This window comes from Pseudobutyrivibrio sp. AR14 (assembly GCF_900101325.1).
Taxonomy (GTDB): Bacteria; Bacillota; Clostridia; order Lachnospirales; family Lachnospiraceae; genus Pseudobutyrivibrio.
In genome coordinates this window covers 109,721-126,825 of sequence record NZ_FMUY01000002.1, presented here as the reverse complement: position 1 = coordinate 126,825, position 17,105 = coordinate 109,721, and the positions used below count along the sequence as shown (strand labels likewise).

Genomic DNA, 17,105 nt, shown 5'->3' with positions numbered 1-17,105 from the left:
CAACCTCCTAATGTGAAACGATAAAAAATTGAATGTATTAACTAACGGGAATTTCTTCAAATGATTATTTAAAGAATATTAATAGAAAAAAGACCTGTTCAAAATATCATATAGAGTACTCCATGTCAACAATATACTCTTCCATATCTATCAACATAAAAACTCATATTTGGCTAGAAGAATTAAAACTTCACATGAATGATTATCGCAAATCAAAATAATAATGGCATTAACTACCAATATTTTGATAAAAAAGCCAAGTGTATCAAATAATTTATCACAATCAATTCTCAGTCCAAGGCTCCCTATATTTTTTGCGATAAAAATTTAAATAAAGCAATATCTTTTATCACAAAAACAATCATCGATTCAATAATTAATTATATTTGTGATAAACCAAAATTAATACAATAAAAACCTATAAAACAATTCATGCAATATATAAAAAACTGCACCCAACTGGGTGCAGTTAATAGCAAATCAAAATATCACGATAAATTAGTTCTTGTTCTTGAAGTACTCGTCAATAGCTGCAGCGGCTGTCTTACCAGCGCCCATAGCAAGGATAACTGTTGCTGCACCTGTTACAGCATCACCACCTGCGTATACAGCGTCCTTTGTAGTAGCGCCCTGCTCTGTAGCAATGAGGCAACCCTTCTTGTTAGTCTCAAGACCAACAGTTGTGCTAGAGATAAGTGGATTTGGAGATGTACCAAGTGACATGATTACTGTATCACATTCGATTTCATACTCGCTACCTGGAATCTCTACTGGGCGACGACGACCTGAAGCATCTGGCTCACCAAGTTCCATCTTGATAATCTTGCATCCGCGAACGCTTCCCTCTTCATTAACAAGAATCTCAACTGGATTCTGAAGAAGATCAAAGATAACGCCCTCTTCCTTAGCGTGGTGAACTTCCTCAGCACGTGCTGGAAGCTCTGCCTCACTACGACGGTAAACTACATGTACCTCAGCTCCAAGACGAAGTGCTGTACGAGCAGCATCCATAGCAACGTTACCACCACCAACTACAACTACTTTCTTACCGCGAGCGATAGGTGTATCATAACCCTCTTTGAATGCCTTCATAAGATTGTTTCTTGTAAGGTATTCATTTGCAGAGAATACGCCGTTAGCCTGCTCACCAGGAATATGCATAAACATTGGAAGACCAGCTCCTGAACCGATAAATACAGCCTCAAAGCCTTCCTTTTCCATAAGCTCATCAATTGTAATAGAACGACCGATGATTACGTTCTTTTCGAACTTAACGCCGAGAGCCTTAACATTTTCAACCTCAGCCTTAACTACCTTCTCTTTTGGAAGTCTGAACTCTGGGATACCGTAAACAAGTACACCACCCATCTCGTGAAGTGCCTCAAATACAGTAACATCATAACCAGCCTTAGCAAGGTCACCAGCTGCTGTAAGACCTGAAGGGCCTGAACCAATAACAGCTACCTTGTGGCCATTTGGAGTAGATGTGTTCTTAGGCTTGATGCCGTTCTCTCTAGCCCAGTCAGCTACAAATCTCTCAAGCTTACCAATTGCAACAGCCTCTCCCTTGATACCGCGGATACACTTGCCCTCACACTGTGACTCCTGTGGGCAAACACGACCGCACACTGCAGGAAGTGCTGATGACTCAGAAATAATCTCATAAGCCTTCTCGAAATTTCTCTCCTTAACTTCCTGAATGAAAGCTGGAATATTAATAGAAACAGGGCAACCACCTACACACATAGGCTTCTTGCAGTTAAGGCAACGAGATGCCTCTGCAACTGCCTCTTCCTCTGTATAACCAAGACATACCTCTTCAAAGTTTGTAGCACGAACCTTTGGGTCCTGCTCTGAAATAGGTACTCTAACCATCATATCTGCCATTATTTGTCACCTCCACAATTTCCGCAGCCACCGTGATGTGTATCGCCTTCCTGCTGCTTAAGAAGTGCTCTACCCTCTTCAGTCTTGTACTGCTTTGCTCTAGCCATAGCCTGATCAAAATCAACAAGGTGACCATCAAACTCTGGACCATCTACACATGCAAACTTAACCTCATCGCCAACAACAAGACGACAAGCACCGCACATACCTGTTCCATCAACCATGATAGGGTTCATAGAAACAACTGTTGGAATGCCAAGTTCCTTTGTAAGGAGGCAAACAAATTTCATCATAATCATAGGACCGATTGCTACGCAGTGGTCGAACTTCTTACCCTCATCAACAAGTGCCTGAAGCTGTTGGCAACCGTTACCATGGAAACCGTAGCTACCATCATCTGTAGCGAGATAAAGCTCATCTGCTACTGCACGCATCTCATCCTCATAGAAAAGGATATCCTTTGAACGAGCGCCAATGATAACTGTAGTCTTAACCCCATGCTCCTTAAGCCACTTAACCTGTGGGTAAACTGGTGCAGTACCAACACCACCAGCGATAAATACGATATTCTTCTTTTTAGTCTCCTCTAAATCAGCCTCGATACAAAGCTCAGATGGCTGTCCAAGAGGTCCAACAAAATCAGCGAAGGCATCACCTGCATTAAGCTCTGCCATTCTCTCAGTAGAAGCGCCTACTGTCTGGAATACTATAGTAATAGTGCCCTCAGCTCTATCATAATCGCAAATTGTAAGAGGGATTCTCTCGCCCTCCTCATCAATCTTTACAATGATAAACTGACCTGGTAAACATCCGTCAGCAACACGTGGTGCCTTAACCACCATAAGGAAAATCTTATCTGAAAGCTTTTCCTTTTTAAGAATTGGATACATAAAACTAGACTCCCTTCCCTTTTTCTTCCTTTTAGTATTGTATTATAGCTTTACACTGTCGCGTTGTAAAGTGCTAAAGTAAAAGAATCATATAATAATGTAGTAAAAAAGTTACTATCCGAAAATGAATAGTAACTTTCAACATTAACTAAAATAAACTAACTCATCCTCTGGCTTCTCAGCAGGTTCAACACTGACTGGATAAAGAACCGGTCCCTTACCCTTATATTCCTTAGCAAATTCTACTTTAATCTGTGCTGTAATATCAATCCAGCTACGATGACCAAGTGTAGATGCCTTGTCCCATTTGCATTTCATGCCTAGGAACTGAATATCTTCTACACAACATGTCATAGCAAATCTACCTGGAATAAATACGTCACGTCTCAACTTGCCATCATTAGGATTGTAAACAAGACCACGGAAATGAATTGTCTTGCCATCGTATTTCTTTGGTGTCTCCATGCAATCCATAAACCAAAGTGCATAATCAGCATCTGTTATCTCAATAACATCAGCATTAATATCAAATGGAAGTTCCTCTGGTGAATCATCGATAGAACCATCTGCTCTCTCATAAACAATCTGAGCTGGTCTATTCATTGACTTAATCTGACCTCTAAATTTAGTCTTTGGAGTGTCATCAGTACAACGATTAATAATAACTACCTCAGCCTTAAAAATCTGCTCCATAATCATTGTGCGCATATTGTTAAGGTACATCTCAAATGTAGTAGCATCCACTGTAGCAAGTGACTGAGCTGGAACCCATCCCTCTGGAAGTGGCTCATCATAAATCTTATCAACACCCCAAGTACCATTGTACTCAAGGAAGATAACATCTGGATTATATTCGTTAGAAATACGAGTAAGATTCTCAAGATTGAAATCCTCTTCAGAATCAATTGTAGCTACCTTAGCATTAACTGTTTTGAGCTTCTCAATATCGTATTCTACTTCGCCATCCTCACAAGATAGAATAAGAATCTTATCCTCACCGCCAGAAGCAAAATCATTTTCAAATAATGTCTCCTGAATAAGGGTAGTCTTACCACTATCCATAAATCCAGTGAAGACATAAACTGGTATATCTCTAGCCATAAAAACCTCTAACTATCTAAATAAACTATATCTTAGCTTGAAACTATTTCGAATTATAATCCAAAAAGCTCCTCTAACTTGTGCTCATCAATATCTGCACCAATTACAACAAGACGTCCTGTGTAATCTGGCTCACCAGAACGAAGCTCATATTCGCCATCAACAAAATCAAAGTAAATCCATCCGCCCTCTACAGACTCTACCATACCCTTAGAGCGAAGAACTGTACCGTAGTCGTTTGTATTAGCAAATGCCTTCATAGCCTTCTCTATTACAGACTTTTCGAACTTGTGAGGAGTCTCAATACCCCATGTATCAAATACTTCATCTGCATGATGGTGATGATGATCGTGATCATGGCAACCGCATGTGCAGTTCTCGCCATGTTCATGATGGTGATGCTCATGCTCGTCGTGGTCGTGGTGATGATGTTCATGTTCCTCATGGTCGTGATCATGGTGATGGTGCTCGTGCTCATCATGGTCGTGGTCATGATGATGATGTTCATGCTCATCGTGGTCGTGATCATGATGATGGTGCTCGTGCTCCTCTTCCTCATGCTCATGAGCCTCTTCTGCAAGATGCTTCATCTCAGAAGCTAAATTATCCTGACCTTCCATGACTGAAAGAAGCTTCTCTCCTGTAATCTCATCCCATGGTGTAGTAATGATAGCAGCCTTTGGATTAAGCTTCTGAATCTGCTTAACACAGAACTCAAGCTGATCCTCTGTAGCTGTCTGTGAACGTGAAAGAACAACTGTAGTAGCGAACTCAATCTGATTGTTGAAGAACTCGCCAAATGCCTTCATCTGCTTAGATGCCTTAAGAGCATTAACTACTGTAACAAGACCGCAAAGCTTAACATCTGCTGTCTCTTCTAACTTAATAACTGAAGTCATAACATCTGAGAGTTTACCTACTCCAGATGGCTCAATAAGAATTCTGTCTGGGCTAAACTTCTCGAGAACCTCGTGAAGGTTCTTATCAAAATCTCCTACAAGTGAGCAGCAAATACATCCAGAATTCATCTCTGAAATAGTGATACCTGCATCCTTAAGGAAACCACCGTCGATACCAACTTCACCGAACTCATTCTCAATAAGAACTACCTTTTCACCCTTGTATGCTTCCTCAAGCATCTTCTTAATGTAAGTAGTCTTACCTGCGCCTAAAAAACCTGAAATTATATCAATCTTTGTCATTAGTAATACCTCTTTTCTCAAAGAATAATTTTGAATTCACCAACAAGATATTTTACCATATAAATGCAAAAAATAATAGCCCACTTATAAAAAGCGGGCTATCCTTATTGATTTAATTTTTCAATTAATCCATCTCATCAAGTGCAATTCTTTCGATATGCATTGCGAGATATCCTATTTCGGCACTGTCGATATCTTTGCCTAGACTCTTACTTAATTCTTTGCAAATGTTTGTTGCCATCTTGAATGAGTTTGCTGCAGTTGCATTGATATAGTCGTTCATATCAAGCTTTATGATCTCTCCCTTTAACGTACGGGCAATCATGTATCGAATATGATTCAACAGCCTATTATATGACAATGATTTGATGTCAATTTTCTTACTGGTCTCTGCCTCTACCAATGTCACACACTGTCTAACAGCTTCTGCCATCTGCATAGCTTGTGAAACAGCCTGGTCCATAATAGATGAATGTATATGTAGGGCTATATATCCAATCTCGTCATCGGTCAACTGAACACCTAGACGATCTAAAATGATATCCTTAGCTCTTTCTGCTACCTTAAACTCAGTATGAAATAATACTCTTATATCATCGGTCAAGGGGTTTCTAAGCTGCTCATGATTTCTACTTCTTTTTACAGCATATTCAATATGGTCTGCCAGAGGCAGCATCACATCCCTATCAATGGTATGGAATTCTGCCTCGGCCCCATCTAAAAGTTCATTTGCAATTTCAAGATATACGGGATCAATACTTGTCGCTAAATCCTTTTTATCTCCGCGCTCTGTGGACTCTAATAGGGAATAAATCATACAGTCATCAGCTACATCAATTGTTTCACTGACGTGTTTTCCAAAACCCACTCCCTTGCCCATAATCAGAAATTCCTGGGTAGTATTCTCCGGAATACCGATAAGAGCGTTGTGATTTAACACTTTCTCAACTCTGTACATCTTAAACTCCTAAAATAAGTTTACTCGTAAAAATCTACTGCAAGTAAATCTTCACCAGCCTTGATTTCGCCATCAGCGAGACGACGAAGCTTCTGGTTGCCCTTAAGCTCAGTGCAAAGTACAGGAGTTGCAATTGAAGGTGCGTTCTTAGAAATGTAATCTAAGTCTGCCTCCATAAGTAAGTCTCCCTTCTTAACCTTCTGTCCATTTGTTACATGAACGTTGAAGCCTTCACCCTTAAGCTTAACTGTGTCAATACCAAAGTGAAGAAGCATAGCTACATCATCATCTGTCTTGAATCCGATAGCGTGCTTTGTATCAAATACGAAAACTACTGTTCCGTCTGCTGGAGCTACTACCTTACCATCGTTAGGAGTAACAACTGCACCGTCACCCATCATCTTCTGAGCGAAAACCTCATCTGGAGTCTCAGCTAAATCAGCTGCAACACCTGAGATAGGGCTACCAAGAACAACAGTCTTTACAACCTCGCCTGTTGGCTCAGCTGAAGTCTGAGCAGCTGCCTCATCTGCAACTGTCTCACCTGCTCCATTATATTCTACATTTGGAGCTGTCTCAAGATAATCTTCAAGATTAGACTTGATAACTGTAACGTGTGGTCCGTAAATTACCTGAACACCGTTACCCTTGTGAACTACACCTGAAGCACCTGTAGACTTAAGCATAGCATCGTTAACGAGCTCTGACTTGTGTACTGTTACACGAAGTCTTGTTGCGCAGCAGTCAACATCAGAGATGTTAGCCTTACCACCAAGACCATTACAGATCTTCTCAGAAGTCTGGTCACCCATAGACTCCTTCTTTGCATTGTAATCAGCACGTCTGTAAAGCTTAACTTCCTCGTCAGCGTCACGACCTGGTGTCTTAAGATCAAACTTCTTGATAAGGAATGTGAACAAGAAGTAGTAAACTACGAAGTAACCAACACCTACTACTGGTATCCATACCCAGCTTGTAAGCTTGTTTCCAGGAAGAACACCGAAAAGAATTAAGTCGATGATACCGCCTGAGAATGTCATACCAACACCAACGCCAAGGATGTGCATTAACATGTAAGATGCACCTGCGAAGATACAGTGGATACCATAAAGAGCTGGAGCTACGAATAAGAATGTGAACTCGATTGGCTCTGTGATACCTGTAAGCATTGATGTAAGAGCTGCAGAAAGAAGAAGACCACCAACTTCTTTTCTCTTCTCTGGAAGAGCTGTTCTGTACATAGCAAGAGCAGCACCTGGAAGACCAAGGATCATGAATGGGAACTTACCAGACATGAAACGTGTAGCTGATACTGCGAAGTGGCTAATTGTATCCTGTGCACCAAGCTGTGCGAAGAAGATGTTCTGTGCACCCTCGATGAGCTGACCATTAACCTCAAGTGTTCCACCAAGTGATGTCTGCCAGAATGGAAGATAGAATACGTGGTGAAGACCAAATGGGATAAGAAGTCTTTCCATGATACCATAGATCCATGTTCCTGCGTAACCTGACTCCATAACGATACCACCTACTGCAGCGATACCCTGCTGAACGAATGGCCATACGAAGAACATAGCAATACCAACAACTGTATATGTCAAACCTGAGATGATAGGAACGAATCTTGTACCACCGAAGAATGATAATACCTGTGGAAGCTGAATCTTATAGAAACGGTTGTGAAGTGCTGCAACACCAAGACCTACGATCATACCACCGAATACACCCATCTGTAATGAAGTGATACCGCAAACTGAAGTTGTTGCACCTTCAAGTAATGCCTCTGGACCACCGTGAATTGTGATCATAGCGCCGATTGAAGCATGCATGATTAAGAAAGCGATTGCACCAGCAAGAGCTGCTACTTCTTTCTCTTTCTTTGCCATACCAATTGCAACACCGATAGCGAAGATAATTGGTAAGTTAGCAAATACAATGTTACCTGCGTCTGACATAACAGTAAGAATAGCATTACCTACTGTGCCAGGGCCTAAAACTGAAGTGAGGTGATAAGTCTCAAGCATTGTTGCGTTTGTGAACGAACCACCGATTCCGAGAAGCAAACCTGCTACTGGAAGAAGAGCGATTGGGAGCATGAAGGATCTACCTACACGCTGCAAAACACCAAAAATTTTGTCTTTCATTTTTTAATCTCCTATACATGAAAAATTTTGTCGCACTTACATAGGCATTATGTCTTTTTTGCCACTAGATGGGTTTTGGGCATAAAAAAAGACACGAACCCACATAAATACAAAAAGTTATTATGTATAGTTCGTGCCTTGATTGGTTACAAGTTACACACTACGATTAAAGAATTTAGCATGTAATTATACCGGTGTCAATAGTTTTTCGTAATTTTCGTAAACGTTTAAGTAACTTTTTTCGAAAAACCACCACTACCGCACCATTTCAACCTTTTTGCCTATCAAATATATAATATTACTCTTCTCTTTTTCTATATAAATCACTTCACACAATTCTCTTCTCAGAGTATAATTAGCAAGTATATTTTATTAATTAAGAAAGAATTGAGATTATTTATGATTAAATTAGTTGCAACTGATGTAGACGGTACACTTGTAAAGGACTCTTCTCCTGAAGTGTACTCAGAAATGATAGAAATGATTAAGAAGCTCCGTGCGCAGGATATAATTGTCTGTATAGCAAGCGGACGCCAATATGGCAGCATCTCAAAGATGTTTAAAGAAGTGGCCAACGATTTAATTTTCATTGCCAACAACGGTGCCCACATCAAATGTCGCGGTGTTGATATGCACATTTCGAAAATTGACCGCCCTTATGTGGAGGAGCTTACAAAGGAACTTCGTCAGATTCCTGATTGTGAAAAAGCATACGAGGGTGCTGGAGTCACCTACCTTGAGACTAAAAACGAAGATTTCATTCATGTAATTAGAGATCAATATAGAAATGACGTGGCATTTGTAGATGATGTTTTAGCAGAAAATGTTGACCTTGTTAAAATCTCCATCTTCAACCGCCCTTCTATTAGAAAGCTAGGTGAGGAAAAGCTCATTCCTGAGTGGAGCGACCGCCTAAAGGCTGTTATGGCTGGTGAGGACTGGGTAGATTTTATGGATAAGTCAGTAGATAAGGGAAATGCCCTAAAGACTATTCAAGATTTCTTCCATATTAGTCCAGATGAGACCATGGTTTTTGGTGATAACAATAATGACATCGGTATGCTTGATGTAGCAACAGAAAGCTACGCTGTTGAAACTGCACCAGATGTAGTTAAGGAACATGCCAAGCACATCTGCCCTTCTTGGAAGGAAAAAGGAGTCTATAAAGTCTTAGCAGAAAAATTCGGTGAAGTATAAACAAAGGAGCTGTCACATCAAAATGACAGCTCCTTATTCTTTATTATGCTATTTCTAGTTTAGCATTAATTGTATCTTCACATTCAGCCATAGCTTGTAATGTCATATCTAAAAGCTGATTCAATTCCCAGCCCAACTGATCTGCGCCACGCTCAATTACTTCACGAGAGCACCCAGCCGCAAACCCTTTACTCTTATACTTCTTTTTCAGAGATTTTAGTTCCATGTCCTTTGTACTTTTAGAGGGACGCATCAAAGCTGCAGCCCCTATTAAACCTGTTAATTCATCAACTGCAAAAAGGACTTTTTCCATCTCATGAGTAGGCTCTACGTCAATAGTCGCTCCACAACCTACTGTAATTCCATATCCATGTGAACATACTGAATGAATAATATCATCATCCACCCCACCCGCTTTTAACAATTCTGGAGCTTTGATACAATGCTCATCTGGATACTCTTCAAAATCAATATCGTGAAGAAGGCCAACTATACCCCAATGTTCAGCGTCATCACTGTAATTAAGCTTATTTGCAAACCATTTCATAACTTCTTCAACTGTAAGTGCATGTTGAATATGGAATGGTTCTTTATTGTATTTTTTTAATAATTCAAATGCTGCATCTCTTGAAATCATTTTCCATTCTCCTTTTATTCTTCACTACAAACTTCAACAACTGTAGCCACCGTTTTTTCCTCATCGCTAGTTTTAGACTGTGTCTTAGCAAGATAAACACCTACAAGAGTAATGCCAATTGCAATAACGGCCTGAGTAGATAATTCCTCACCAAAGATAATCCAAGCGTAAACAGCTGCCACAACTGGCTGAGATAATGTAAGTAAAGAAGATAAACTAGCATTAACCTTACCTAAACAATGGGCTAATAATCCCTGACCTAAAATCTGTGAAACAAGAGCAAGTGCAAAAAGTGGCCAAACTGCTCTAAAAGAAGTTGGTACATAAAATCCCTCTGTAAAGAAAATAGCAAAAGCCAATACTATAAGGCTTCCAAAAGCACTGATAAACATAATTACATTGCTTTTTACATAATCTCTAAGTTTATATACTGTTAGCATAAACATAGCATAAAAGACTGATGTAGCCAAGCACAATAAATCACCAATCATTCTTTCTCTTGAAAGAGTCACTTTGTTTGACATAAGCACAAATACGCCTAAAAGTGTTATAAATCCACCTAGTAAAAATCGCTTTGTCATCTTCTCTTTAAAAAGAAAATAACTACATGGAATTACCGTGAAGGGAGTTAAATTTGCAAGCAAATTAGCATTAGCAACGCTTGTATAAGAAAATGAAATATTCCAAAGAGCCAAATCTCCTGCCAAGAAAGCTCCCGCTAACACAATTGTAATCACCTGCTTTTTAGTAAGCTTTAAATCCTCTTTCTTCAAAAATGGCATCAACATAGGAATCGAAAAAAGCACTCTGTAAAATCCTGTGTTGATTGGTGGAAGTTCACTTAGCTTAACAAAAATTCCACCTGTAGCCAAAAAACATATCGCCACAAAAATCAAAATAAAATACTTAGTCTCATTCTTTCTCATTTTAAAATCTCCTTATTTATACATTTACAATAAGTTCATTAAACCATTCTTTGTTTTTGTACATCTTCAGTTTTATATTTCTTTTATCTATAGCATAAGGCAGTATAATACTATCTTTTTCTATTTGTGTTGCTTCGCTTTCGCCCTGCTCGCTTTCATATTTAACCGTATCTACACCTTCCGCCTGCAAACCATCAATATAAACAACTATATCTTTATCTAGTATTCTGTATCCGGTATATCTCAAACCACTTTTTCTCTTCTCAATTTGATAGTATGAAGCAACAATTATACTAGTATCATCATCAATATCCCTTGTAATAACACAATTTGGAGAAATCTTTACATTATTGCCAATTCGAATATTCCCTAGAACCTTTGTAAATGCTCCAATTTCTACGTTATTTCCCAATTTAGGATGTCTGTCATGCATAACATGACCAGTTATTACATGTGCGCCTAATATTACATTTTGAAGTAAATAGCAATCATCACCTATAACTGTTGTTTCACCTATCACAGTGCCAGTACCGTGATCCACCACAAATCTTTTTCCTATTTTTGCACCCGGATGTATTTCAATACCGCTATTAACTTTTGCATATTCTGAAATCTTAATAGCACTATTTTTATCGCCTTTCTGATAATAGTAAAAATTAGCAACTCTATATAACATCACTGCTAAAAAAGATCTATTACTGTCTAAAACTATTGCAGCATTTCCTCCACAACTTGGATCTTTTTTAGCATATGTAATCAAATCTTCTAGACATACTTCTGAAACCTTTTTTACATCCTCCATCTCAAAATCTATATTCATAGATTTTAAACAATCATATATTTTTTCCTCTACCGACTCTCTCGCAATCATTAGACCCCTCCAGTTTTTTTATAAATAACTAATACCACCGTCAGGAGCCATCGTTACAATTACTTTTGATGAATCATATTTCTTTGCTTCGTTAAATGCAGCCAAAATATTTGCTCCTGCCGATAAACCTACGAATATTCCCTGTTTCTCACTTAAATACTTTCTGATTTCTTGAACCTCTTCATAAGTAACATCAGCCATATCATCAATCAAAGATTCATCAAAAAAAGTACCAACCTTACCAACAGCAATAGCCTGGATTTTATGTCTAACATATTTATTATGAATAATGTCACATCCCTTAGGCTGTACACCAACTATTCTTATATCACCATTTCTTTCTTTTAGTTTTCTTGAAACACCTGTAATAGTTCCTCCACTTCCAATTACAGAAACGAAAACATCAATCTTCTTCCCAACTTGATTAAGTATTTCCTCAGCTGTATATAAATAATGAGCCTTTGGATTTGACTCATTTTTAAATTGGTTTAAATTAATGTACTCTGGATTTTCTTTCATTAATTGCTCTGCAACTTGTATATGACAATCATTGCCTAGATTATGATCAGCCAACACAACCTTAGCACCATATTCTTTTAACATAGCAATTTTCTTTTCACTATAATTATCTGGAACTACAAGAATTAAATTATAACCTTTAATCGATGATGCAATTGCAAGTCCTACTCCTGTGTTTCCTCCTGTTGCCTCAATCAAAGTGTCACCTTTTTTGATTAATCCATTTACTTCTGCATCATTAATCATCTGAAACCCCACTCGTGATTTGATGCTGCCGCCCGGATTAAACTCTTCCATTTTCACATATACTTCTGCGAATCCATCTCCATATGGGTTTTCCAACTTCACAACTGGCGTTTTTCCTATGTCTTTTAGTATTGTCACTCTTGCCACCTCGCCTCGTTTTTTATAGAATGTATAGTAATTCTCAGGTGCTGCATAGTACCAGTAGATATTTATTTTTTAGTGCCAGTTAAAGAGGATTGAAATGATTACATTACGAAGTGATATTAAATCTCCATTTTATGAGCAAATCTATGAGCAAATAAAAAGTGATATACTCCATGGCTATCTGAAACCAGGAGAAAAAATCATGGGAACCCGCTCTCTTGCAAACCTGCTTAAAATAAGTAGAAATACTGTGGACAGAGCCTATCAGCAGCTATCGGTAGAGGGTTATATATTAAGCAAACAGTCAGCTGGATTTTTTATTGCCGATTTACCCTTTGATTTTTTTGAATCTGCAAATAAAGATGAACGGGACCATACAAATAAAATCAAATCTATCGCCCCACCAAAGAAATATCCAAAAATAAAATATGACCTTACAAACAACAGCTATACTAACAATCTTTTTCCAACAAAAATCTGGAAAAAGCATTATTTAAATGCCCTTGATACTATAGCTTTAAAAGAAGAAATCACATCCTTGCAATCCTTTCAGGGGGATTACTCTCTTAGAAATGAAATCAGCAGATATGTGGAACGCATACGAGGTGTAAAATGCTCTCCAGAACAGATATTTATCACAAGTGGACTCCAACAATCCATTGATCTTTTGTGCATTTATAAAGGCCATACCAAAGCCAATGTATTAATGGAGAATCCCACATATCCAAAAGCCAAAGAAATCTTTCAAAAGAACAACTGTGATATTTTATATGGCGAAGTAGACAATGATGGGCTATTAATTAATGAAACCCACCACAAAAAGCACTTCGATTTCATCTACACTACCCCATCCCATCAGTTTCCACTAGGGATGTGCATGTCCTTAGAACGCAGATATGAATTACTTAAATATGCTAAGGAAAATAATACCTTTATCATTGAGGATGATTATGACAGTGAACTGCGATATTACCAGAAGCCAATACCTGCACTGAAGGCTATCGACTACTATGAAAAAGTAATCTACCTAGGAACTTTTTCAAAAATTCTTGCCCCATCATTTAGAATGGGCTACATTGTTCTACCACAGAATATTACAGAAGATTTCTTAGGAAAATTTGAGAACTACAACAGTACAGTAAATTTAATTAATCAAATAGCCCTTGCAGATTTGCTTTCTTCTGGGGATTACGATCGCTTAGTCCGCAAAATGAATTATGTTTTCAAAAAAAGATTTGAAGCATTTAAAGATGGATTCAGTTCATTTTCACTGCCACTTGCTATCACACCAAATGTCAGCGGACAATACTTTTTAATTGAATTTCCAGAAGAAATAGATAAAGACACTCTTATTGAAAAGGCACTTGAACAAGGAGTTAGAGTGTACGACTCAATGCTGTTTTGGCACGAAGAGTACTCATGTCCAAGCAATAGTATATTCCTGGGATTTAGCAAAATTCCAATCGAAGATATCAGCGATTGCATAAGCCGACTAAAAGAAGCTTGGAAAAATATATTTATCCATAAATAAAAAATGCCAGCGTAAATGCTGGCATTAAATTTTAATAACATTATGCAAGTAAATTACCTAACTGCTCATCCCCATCTGGTGAGCAAAGTGAACAGGTACGAGTAATTATCTGCTCCAGTTCATTCTTCTCATCTGGATTCTCAAAATAAACTGTCCCATTGTATGTAAGACCTACTGCTGTAGTTATATTTTTATATTTAGTTGTTATCTTTGAAACCTTGTCGTATGTGCCAAAAACCTGAATGGAAGCAAGTATCTTTCTGATGCCCTCCACATCATTTTCCTTAACTAGATTCTCAACAGTTGAATATAGCTTTGATGTTTCATAATCATCTGAATCTGAATATCTATCAACAAAGGCCAAAAAATTCTGTCCTAATGAAAGGATAAACTCTTCTTCGTGCCTTCCCGCTAATTGTTCTTGGGTCATAAACGACTTTCTTCTAGTCCTTACGGTAATCATATATATCTCCCAAATCTCGTTACGAGTATCCTGTGTATTAAAAAGTCCTCGTAATAATATAACATTATTAAGATACCGTCAATGTAACTTATGCCTAAATATTACTTTTTAATTCTATCATTTTCCTGCTCAGCTTTAAAGCGCTTATTTATGCGGTCTGAGGTATTTAAAGTGCTAGCTCTTTGTACAGCACTATTACCAAATCTTCCTCTAATAGAATCTAGGGAAGCATCAAGTGCCTTTCTCTTTTCCTTGTCAGGATCCTCAAAAAGCGAAATCTGCTCAAAGCCATCTCTATCTATATCTGAAAGAGAAAGCCCCACTAATCGAAGTGCCTCACCATGCCAGCTTTCCTTAATAAGCTCCTTGGCTGTCCTAAAAATAACATCTGTTACATCCGTAGATTCCTTAAGCTTAATCTGATGGGATTTGTTAACAAAATCAAGATTCCTAAAGGTAACTCCAATACATCTGCATTTACCTCCATCAGCTCGCATCCTAGCTGCCACTATATCAGCCTGGGCAAGTATTACCTGAAGGATTGAATCTAAATCAACCAAGTCCTCCTCCACAGTAGTCTCTGCAGAATAGCCTTTTGCATCCTCTCTTTCATCAAGAACAGGAGAATCATCTACTCCATTAGCATAATTATGAAAATGAAGTGCGCCTCTCTCAGAAAAAATCATCTGAAGTTGCTCCATAGGAGTCTTTGCAAGCTGACCTATAGTATCGATATTAAGGCTCTTTAGTTTTAAAGCAGATGACTTTCCACATGTAAAAAGCTCTCCCACCGGCAACGGCCACATCTTTTCAGGAATTTCCTCCATAAACAAAGTATGAACCTTATTGGGCTTTTCAAAATCACTGGCCATCTTTGCCAAAAGTTTGTTAGGCGCCACTCCTACATTTACAGTAAAACCAAGCTCTCTATAAATTCTATCCTTGATTTCATAGGCTGTAGCTATTGGGTCTGGATAAATTTTACCCATACCAGTCATATCTAAAAACACTTCATCAATAGAAAAGGACTGCATTGTAGGGGTATACTCCTGACATATGGCCTTAAATGCTCTGGAGCATTTTACATACCAGTCAAAATTGGACCTAGCTATTACTAAATTAGGGCACTTTCTAACTGCGGCACTAACAGGCTCTCCAGTAACTATTCCGTATTTTTTAGCTGGTATAGATTTGGCTGCCACAATTCCTGTACGTGTGTTAGGATCACCACCAACAATAGATGGGACTTCACGCAAATCAGGCCCGCCTAGAGCAAGCTGCTCTACTGCGGACCATGATACAAATGCACTATTTACATCGATGTGAAAAACCAGTCTATTTTCCAACTATATCTCCCAAAGCTAAAATCAATCCCTCATTTTCATTGTGTTGCTTGACGGCTATTCGGTAAAAGCCCTTGTCGAGACCTACGTAATCACTACAGTCTCTAATCATTATTTTATACTCCAAAAGCTCCTTTGCCAAATCATAGTTTTTAGATTTAAACAAAATAAAATTGGCATCTGATGAAAATGTCTTAAGAGATAACTTTTTAAGCTCATCCTGCAAAAAGTCTCGTTCCCATCTGATAAGTTTTACTGCCTCATCAATATAATCAAAATGCTTTAGGCACTCTGCTCCAGCCATCTGGGCAAAAATCGAAAGATTCCACTCCGGAAGTTGCTTTTTAAGCAAATCGGCCTGAGCTTTTTTGGTACAGATTGCATATCCTACTCGCACACCAGGAATTGCAAATGTCTTAGTAAATGCCCTAAGAATAATTACATTGCTATATTTATCAAGCTTATATATAAGGGACATTTCCTTTTCATGGCCTGTAAGAGGCAAGAAACACTCATCCACAATAACCGTGGTATTAACCGTACTGGCAGCCTCAATTATGTCATCCAGTAGTTCCTTGTCTATTAACGCCCCATTTGGATTGTTAGGATTAGTAAGAAATAGAACCTGAGGTTTTTCAACTAATATCTGCTCAACAATATTGTGATGAAGCTGAAAATCATTATCTTCTTGCAGATAATGATACACAATCTGGCACTTTGGACAAGCTCCCATTAGACAATTGCTATATCCCAAAAATCCTGGAGCCACAAGCATTGTTTTCTTGGGCTGTAATCCATGACAAATGGCCATAATTATCTCCGATGCTCCATTGCCATATACAATCTGGTCCTCTGCCACTGAATAAATATCAGCAGTATCCATAATCAGTCTCTCATGGATAATATCAGGATATTTATTTGCATGAAGAGCAGCCTCTGTCAAAACCCACTGAACTTCCTGAGGAACCCCCATTGGATTAATGTTTACAGAGAAATCGAATTGTATGTTGTTTCTATAAATGTCTCCACCGTGCATGTCAACACAC

The 17,105-nt window shown here is 38.4% G+C and carries 15 protein-coding genes; 2 read left to right on the top strand and 13 right to left on the bottom strand.

Annotated elements, in window-relative coordinates; translation table 11 throughout:
• Nucleotides 1-498: 498 nt before the first annotated feature.
• From gltA to BLP50_RS02310, 6 genes are all read right to left on the bottom strand, one after another.
• The gene (gene gltA / locus BLP50_RS02335) at nucleotides 499-1,887 is read right to left on the bottom strand and encodes an NADPH-dependent glutamate synthase (protein WP_090150377.1); all 1,389 of its coding nucleotides are present in this window, start codon (nucleotides 1,885-1,887) and stop codon (nucleotides 499-501) included.
• Nucleotides 1,887-2,777, bottom strand: coding sequence for a sulfide/dihydroorotate dehydrogenase-like FAD/NAD-binding protein (locus tag BLP50_RS02330; RefSeq protein WP_090150374.1), 891 nt, complete (start codon nucleotides 2,775-2,777; stop codon nucleotides 1,887-1,889). Before BLP50_RS02330 ends, gltA begins: the two co-directional genes overlap by 1 nt.
• 144 nt (nucleotides 2,778-2,921) lie before the next feature.
• Nucleotides 2,922-3,878 (bottom strand): TIGR03943 family putative permease subunit, encoded by a 957-nt coding sequence (locus BLP50_RS02325; RefSeq protein WP_090150370.1) that lies wholly within the window; start codon nucleotides 3,876-3,878, stop codon nucleotides 2,922-2,924.
• A gap of 53 nt (nucleotides 3,879-3,931) precedes the next feature.
• Nucleotides 3,932-5,080, bottom strand: coding sequence for a CobW family GTP-binding protein (locus tag BLP50_RS02320; RefSeq protein WP_090150367.1), 1,149 nt, complete (start codon nucleotides 5,078-5,080; stop codon nucleotides 3,932-3,934).
• 124 nt (nucleotides 5,081-5,204) lie between these two features.
• Nucleotides 5,205-6,038, bottom strand: a complete 834-nt coding sequence (locus tag BLP50_RS02315; protein WP_090150364.1) for a PRD domain-containing protein — start codon at nucleotides 6,036-6,038, stop codon at nucleotides 5,205-5,207.
• Between the two features lie 20 nt (nucleotides 6,039-6,058).
• The gene (locus tag BLP50_RS02310) at nucleotides 6,059-8,182 is read right to left on the bottom strand and encodes a PTS sugar transporter subunit IIABC (protein ID WP_090150361.1); all 2,124 of its coding nucleotides are present in this window, start codon (nucleotides 8,180-8,182) and stop codon (nucleotides 6,059-6,061) included.
• A 399-nt stretch (nucleotides 8,183-8,581) separates the two neighbouring features.
• Here BLP50_RS02310 and BLP50_RS02305 point away from each other — a divergent pair, with 399 nt between their 5' ends.
• Complete coding sequence (locus tag BLP50_RS02305; protein WP_090150358.1) at nucleotides 8,582-9,379, top strand: Cof-type HAD-IIB family hydrolase; 798 nt, start codon at nucleotides 8,582-8,584, stop codon at nucleotides 9,377-9,379.
• A gap of 43 nt (nucleotides 9,380-9,422) precedes the next feature.
• On the opposite strand, the gene BLP50_RS02300 is transcribed toward BLP50_RS02305, so the two are convergent.
• From BLP50_RS02300 to BLP50_RS02285, 4 genes are read right to left on the bottom strand one after another with little or no spacing between them, the layout of a single operon-like run.
• The gene (locus BLP50_RS02300) at nucleotides 9,423-10,016 is read right to left on the bottom strand and encodes a hydrolase (RefSeq protein WP_090150354.1); all 594 of its coding nucleotides are present in this window, start codon (nucleotides 10,014-10,016) and stop codon (nucleotides 9,423-9,425) included.
• Nucleotides 10,017-10,030: 14 nt separating this feature from the next.
• A complete protein-coding gene (locus BLP50_RS02295) occupies nucleotides 10,031-10,942 on the bottom strand; it encodes a DMT family transporter (RefSeq protein ID WP_090150351.1) in 912 nt (303 codons plus the stop codon).
• 16 nt (nucleotides 10,943-10,958) lie between these two features.
• Entirely contained in the window at nucleotides 10,959-11,813 is an 855-nt protein-coding gene (locus BLP50_RS02290) for a serine O-acetyltransferase (RefSeq protein WP_207645733.1), read from the bottom strand.
• 18 nt (nucleotides 11,814-11,831) lie between these two features.
• Complete coding sequence (locus BLP50_RS02285; RefSeq protein WP_090150951.1) at nucleotides 11,832-12,716, bottom strand: PLP-dependent cysteine synthase family protein; 885 nt, start codon at nucleotides 12,714-12,716, stop codon at nucleotides 11,832-11,834.
• 103 nt (nucleotides 12,717-12,819) lie between these two features.
• On the opposite strand from BLP50_RS02285, the gene pdxR reads away from it, so the two are divergent.
• Nucleotides 12,820-14,253: a MocR-like pyridoxine biosynthesis transcription factor PdxR gene (gene pdxR / locus BLP50_RS02280; RefSeq protein WP_090150348.1), complete on the top strand. Its 1,434-nt coding sequence runs from the start codon at nucleotides 12,820-12,822 to the stop codon at nucleotides 14,251-14,253.
• 40 nt (nucleotides 14,254-14,293) lie between these two features.
• Here the strand turns inward: pdxR and BLP50_RS02275 are convergent, their stop codons facing one another.
• The 3 genes from BLP50_RS02275 to BLP50_RS02265 form a co-directional block, all read right to left on the bottom strand.
• Nucleotides 14,294-14,716, bottom strand: coding sequence for a hypothetical protein (locus tag BLP50_RS02275; protein WP_090150345.1), 423 nt, complete (start codon nucleotides 14,714-14,716; stop codon nucleotides 14,294-14,296).
• Between the two features lie 101 nt (nucleotides 14,717-14,817).
• Nucleotides 14,818-16,062, bottom strand: a complete 1,245-nt coding sequence (locus BLP50_RS02270) for a DNA polymerase Y family protein (protein WP_090150342.1) — start codon at nucleotides 16,060-16,062, stop codon at nucleotides 14,818-14,820.
• On the bottom strand, nucleotides 16,052-17,095 hold the full coding sequence (locus BLP50_RS02265) for a pyridoxal phosphate-dependent aminotransferase (RefSeq protein WP_090150339.1): 1,044 nt from the start codon (nucleotides 17,093-17,095) through the stop codon (nucleotides 16,052-16,054). Before BLP50_RS02265 ends, BLP50_RS02270 begins: the two co-directional genes overlap by 11 nt.
• Between the last annotated feature and the right edge of the window lie 10 nt (nucleotides 17,096-17,105).

Excerpts from the sequence above, each read along its gene's own strand:
- gltA (WP_090150377.1), bottom strand. The coding sequence starts at position 1,887 with ATGGCAGATATGATGGTTAGAGTACCTATTTCAGAGCAGGACCCAAAG.
- BLP50_RS02330 (WP_090150374.1), bottom strand. The coding sequence starts at position 2,777 with ATGTATCCAATTCTTAAAAAGGAAAAGCTTTCAGATAAGATTTTCCTT.
- BLP50_RS02325 (WP_090150370.1), bottom strand. The coding sequence starts at position 3,878 with ATGGCTAGAGATATACCAGTTTATGTCTTCACTGGATTTATGGATAGT.
- BLP50_RS02320 (WP_090150367.1), bottom strand. The coding sequence starts at position 5,080 with ATGACAAAGATTGATATAATTTCAGGTTTTTTAGGCGCAGGTAAGACT.
- BLP50_RS02315 (WP_090150364.1), bottom strand. The coding sequence starts at position 6,038 with ATGTACAGAGTTGAGAAAGTGTTAAATCACAACGCTCTTATCGGTATT.
- BLP50_RS02310 (WP_090150361.1), bottom strand. The coding sequence starts at position 8,182 with ATGAAAGACAAAATTTTTGGTGTTTTGCAGCGTGTAGGTAGATCCTTC.
- BLP50_RS02305 (WP_090150358.1), top strand. The coding sequence starts at position 8,582 with ATGATTAAATTAGTTGCAACTGATGTAGACGGTACACTTGTAAAGGAC.
- BLP50_RS02300 (WP_090150354.1), bottom strand. The coding sequence starts at position 10,016 with ATGATTTCAAGAGATGCAGCATTTGAATTATTAAAAAAATACAATAAA.
- BLP50_RS02295 (WP_090150351.1), bottom strand. The coding sequence starts at position 10,942 with ATGAGAAAGAATGAGACTAAGTATTTTATTTTGATTTTTGTGGCGATA.
- BLP50_RS02290 (WP_207645733.1), bottom strand. The coding sequence starts at position 11,813 with ATGATTGCGAGAGAGTCGGTAGAGGAAAAAATATATGATTGTTTAAAA.
- pdxR (WP_090150348.1), top strand. The coding sequence starts at position 12,820 with ATGATTACATTACGAAGTGATATTAAATCTCCATTTTATGAGCAAATC.
- BLP50_RS02275 (WP_090150345.1), bottom strand. The coding sequence starts at position 14,716 with ATGATTACCGTAAGGACTAGAAGAAAGTCGTTTATGACCCAAGAACAA.
- BLP50_RS02265 (WP_090150339.1), bottom strand. The coding sequence starts at position 17,095 with ATGCACGGTGGAGACATTTATAGAAACAACATACAATTCGATTTCTCT.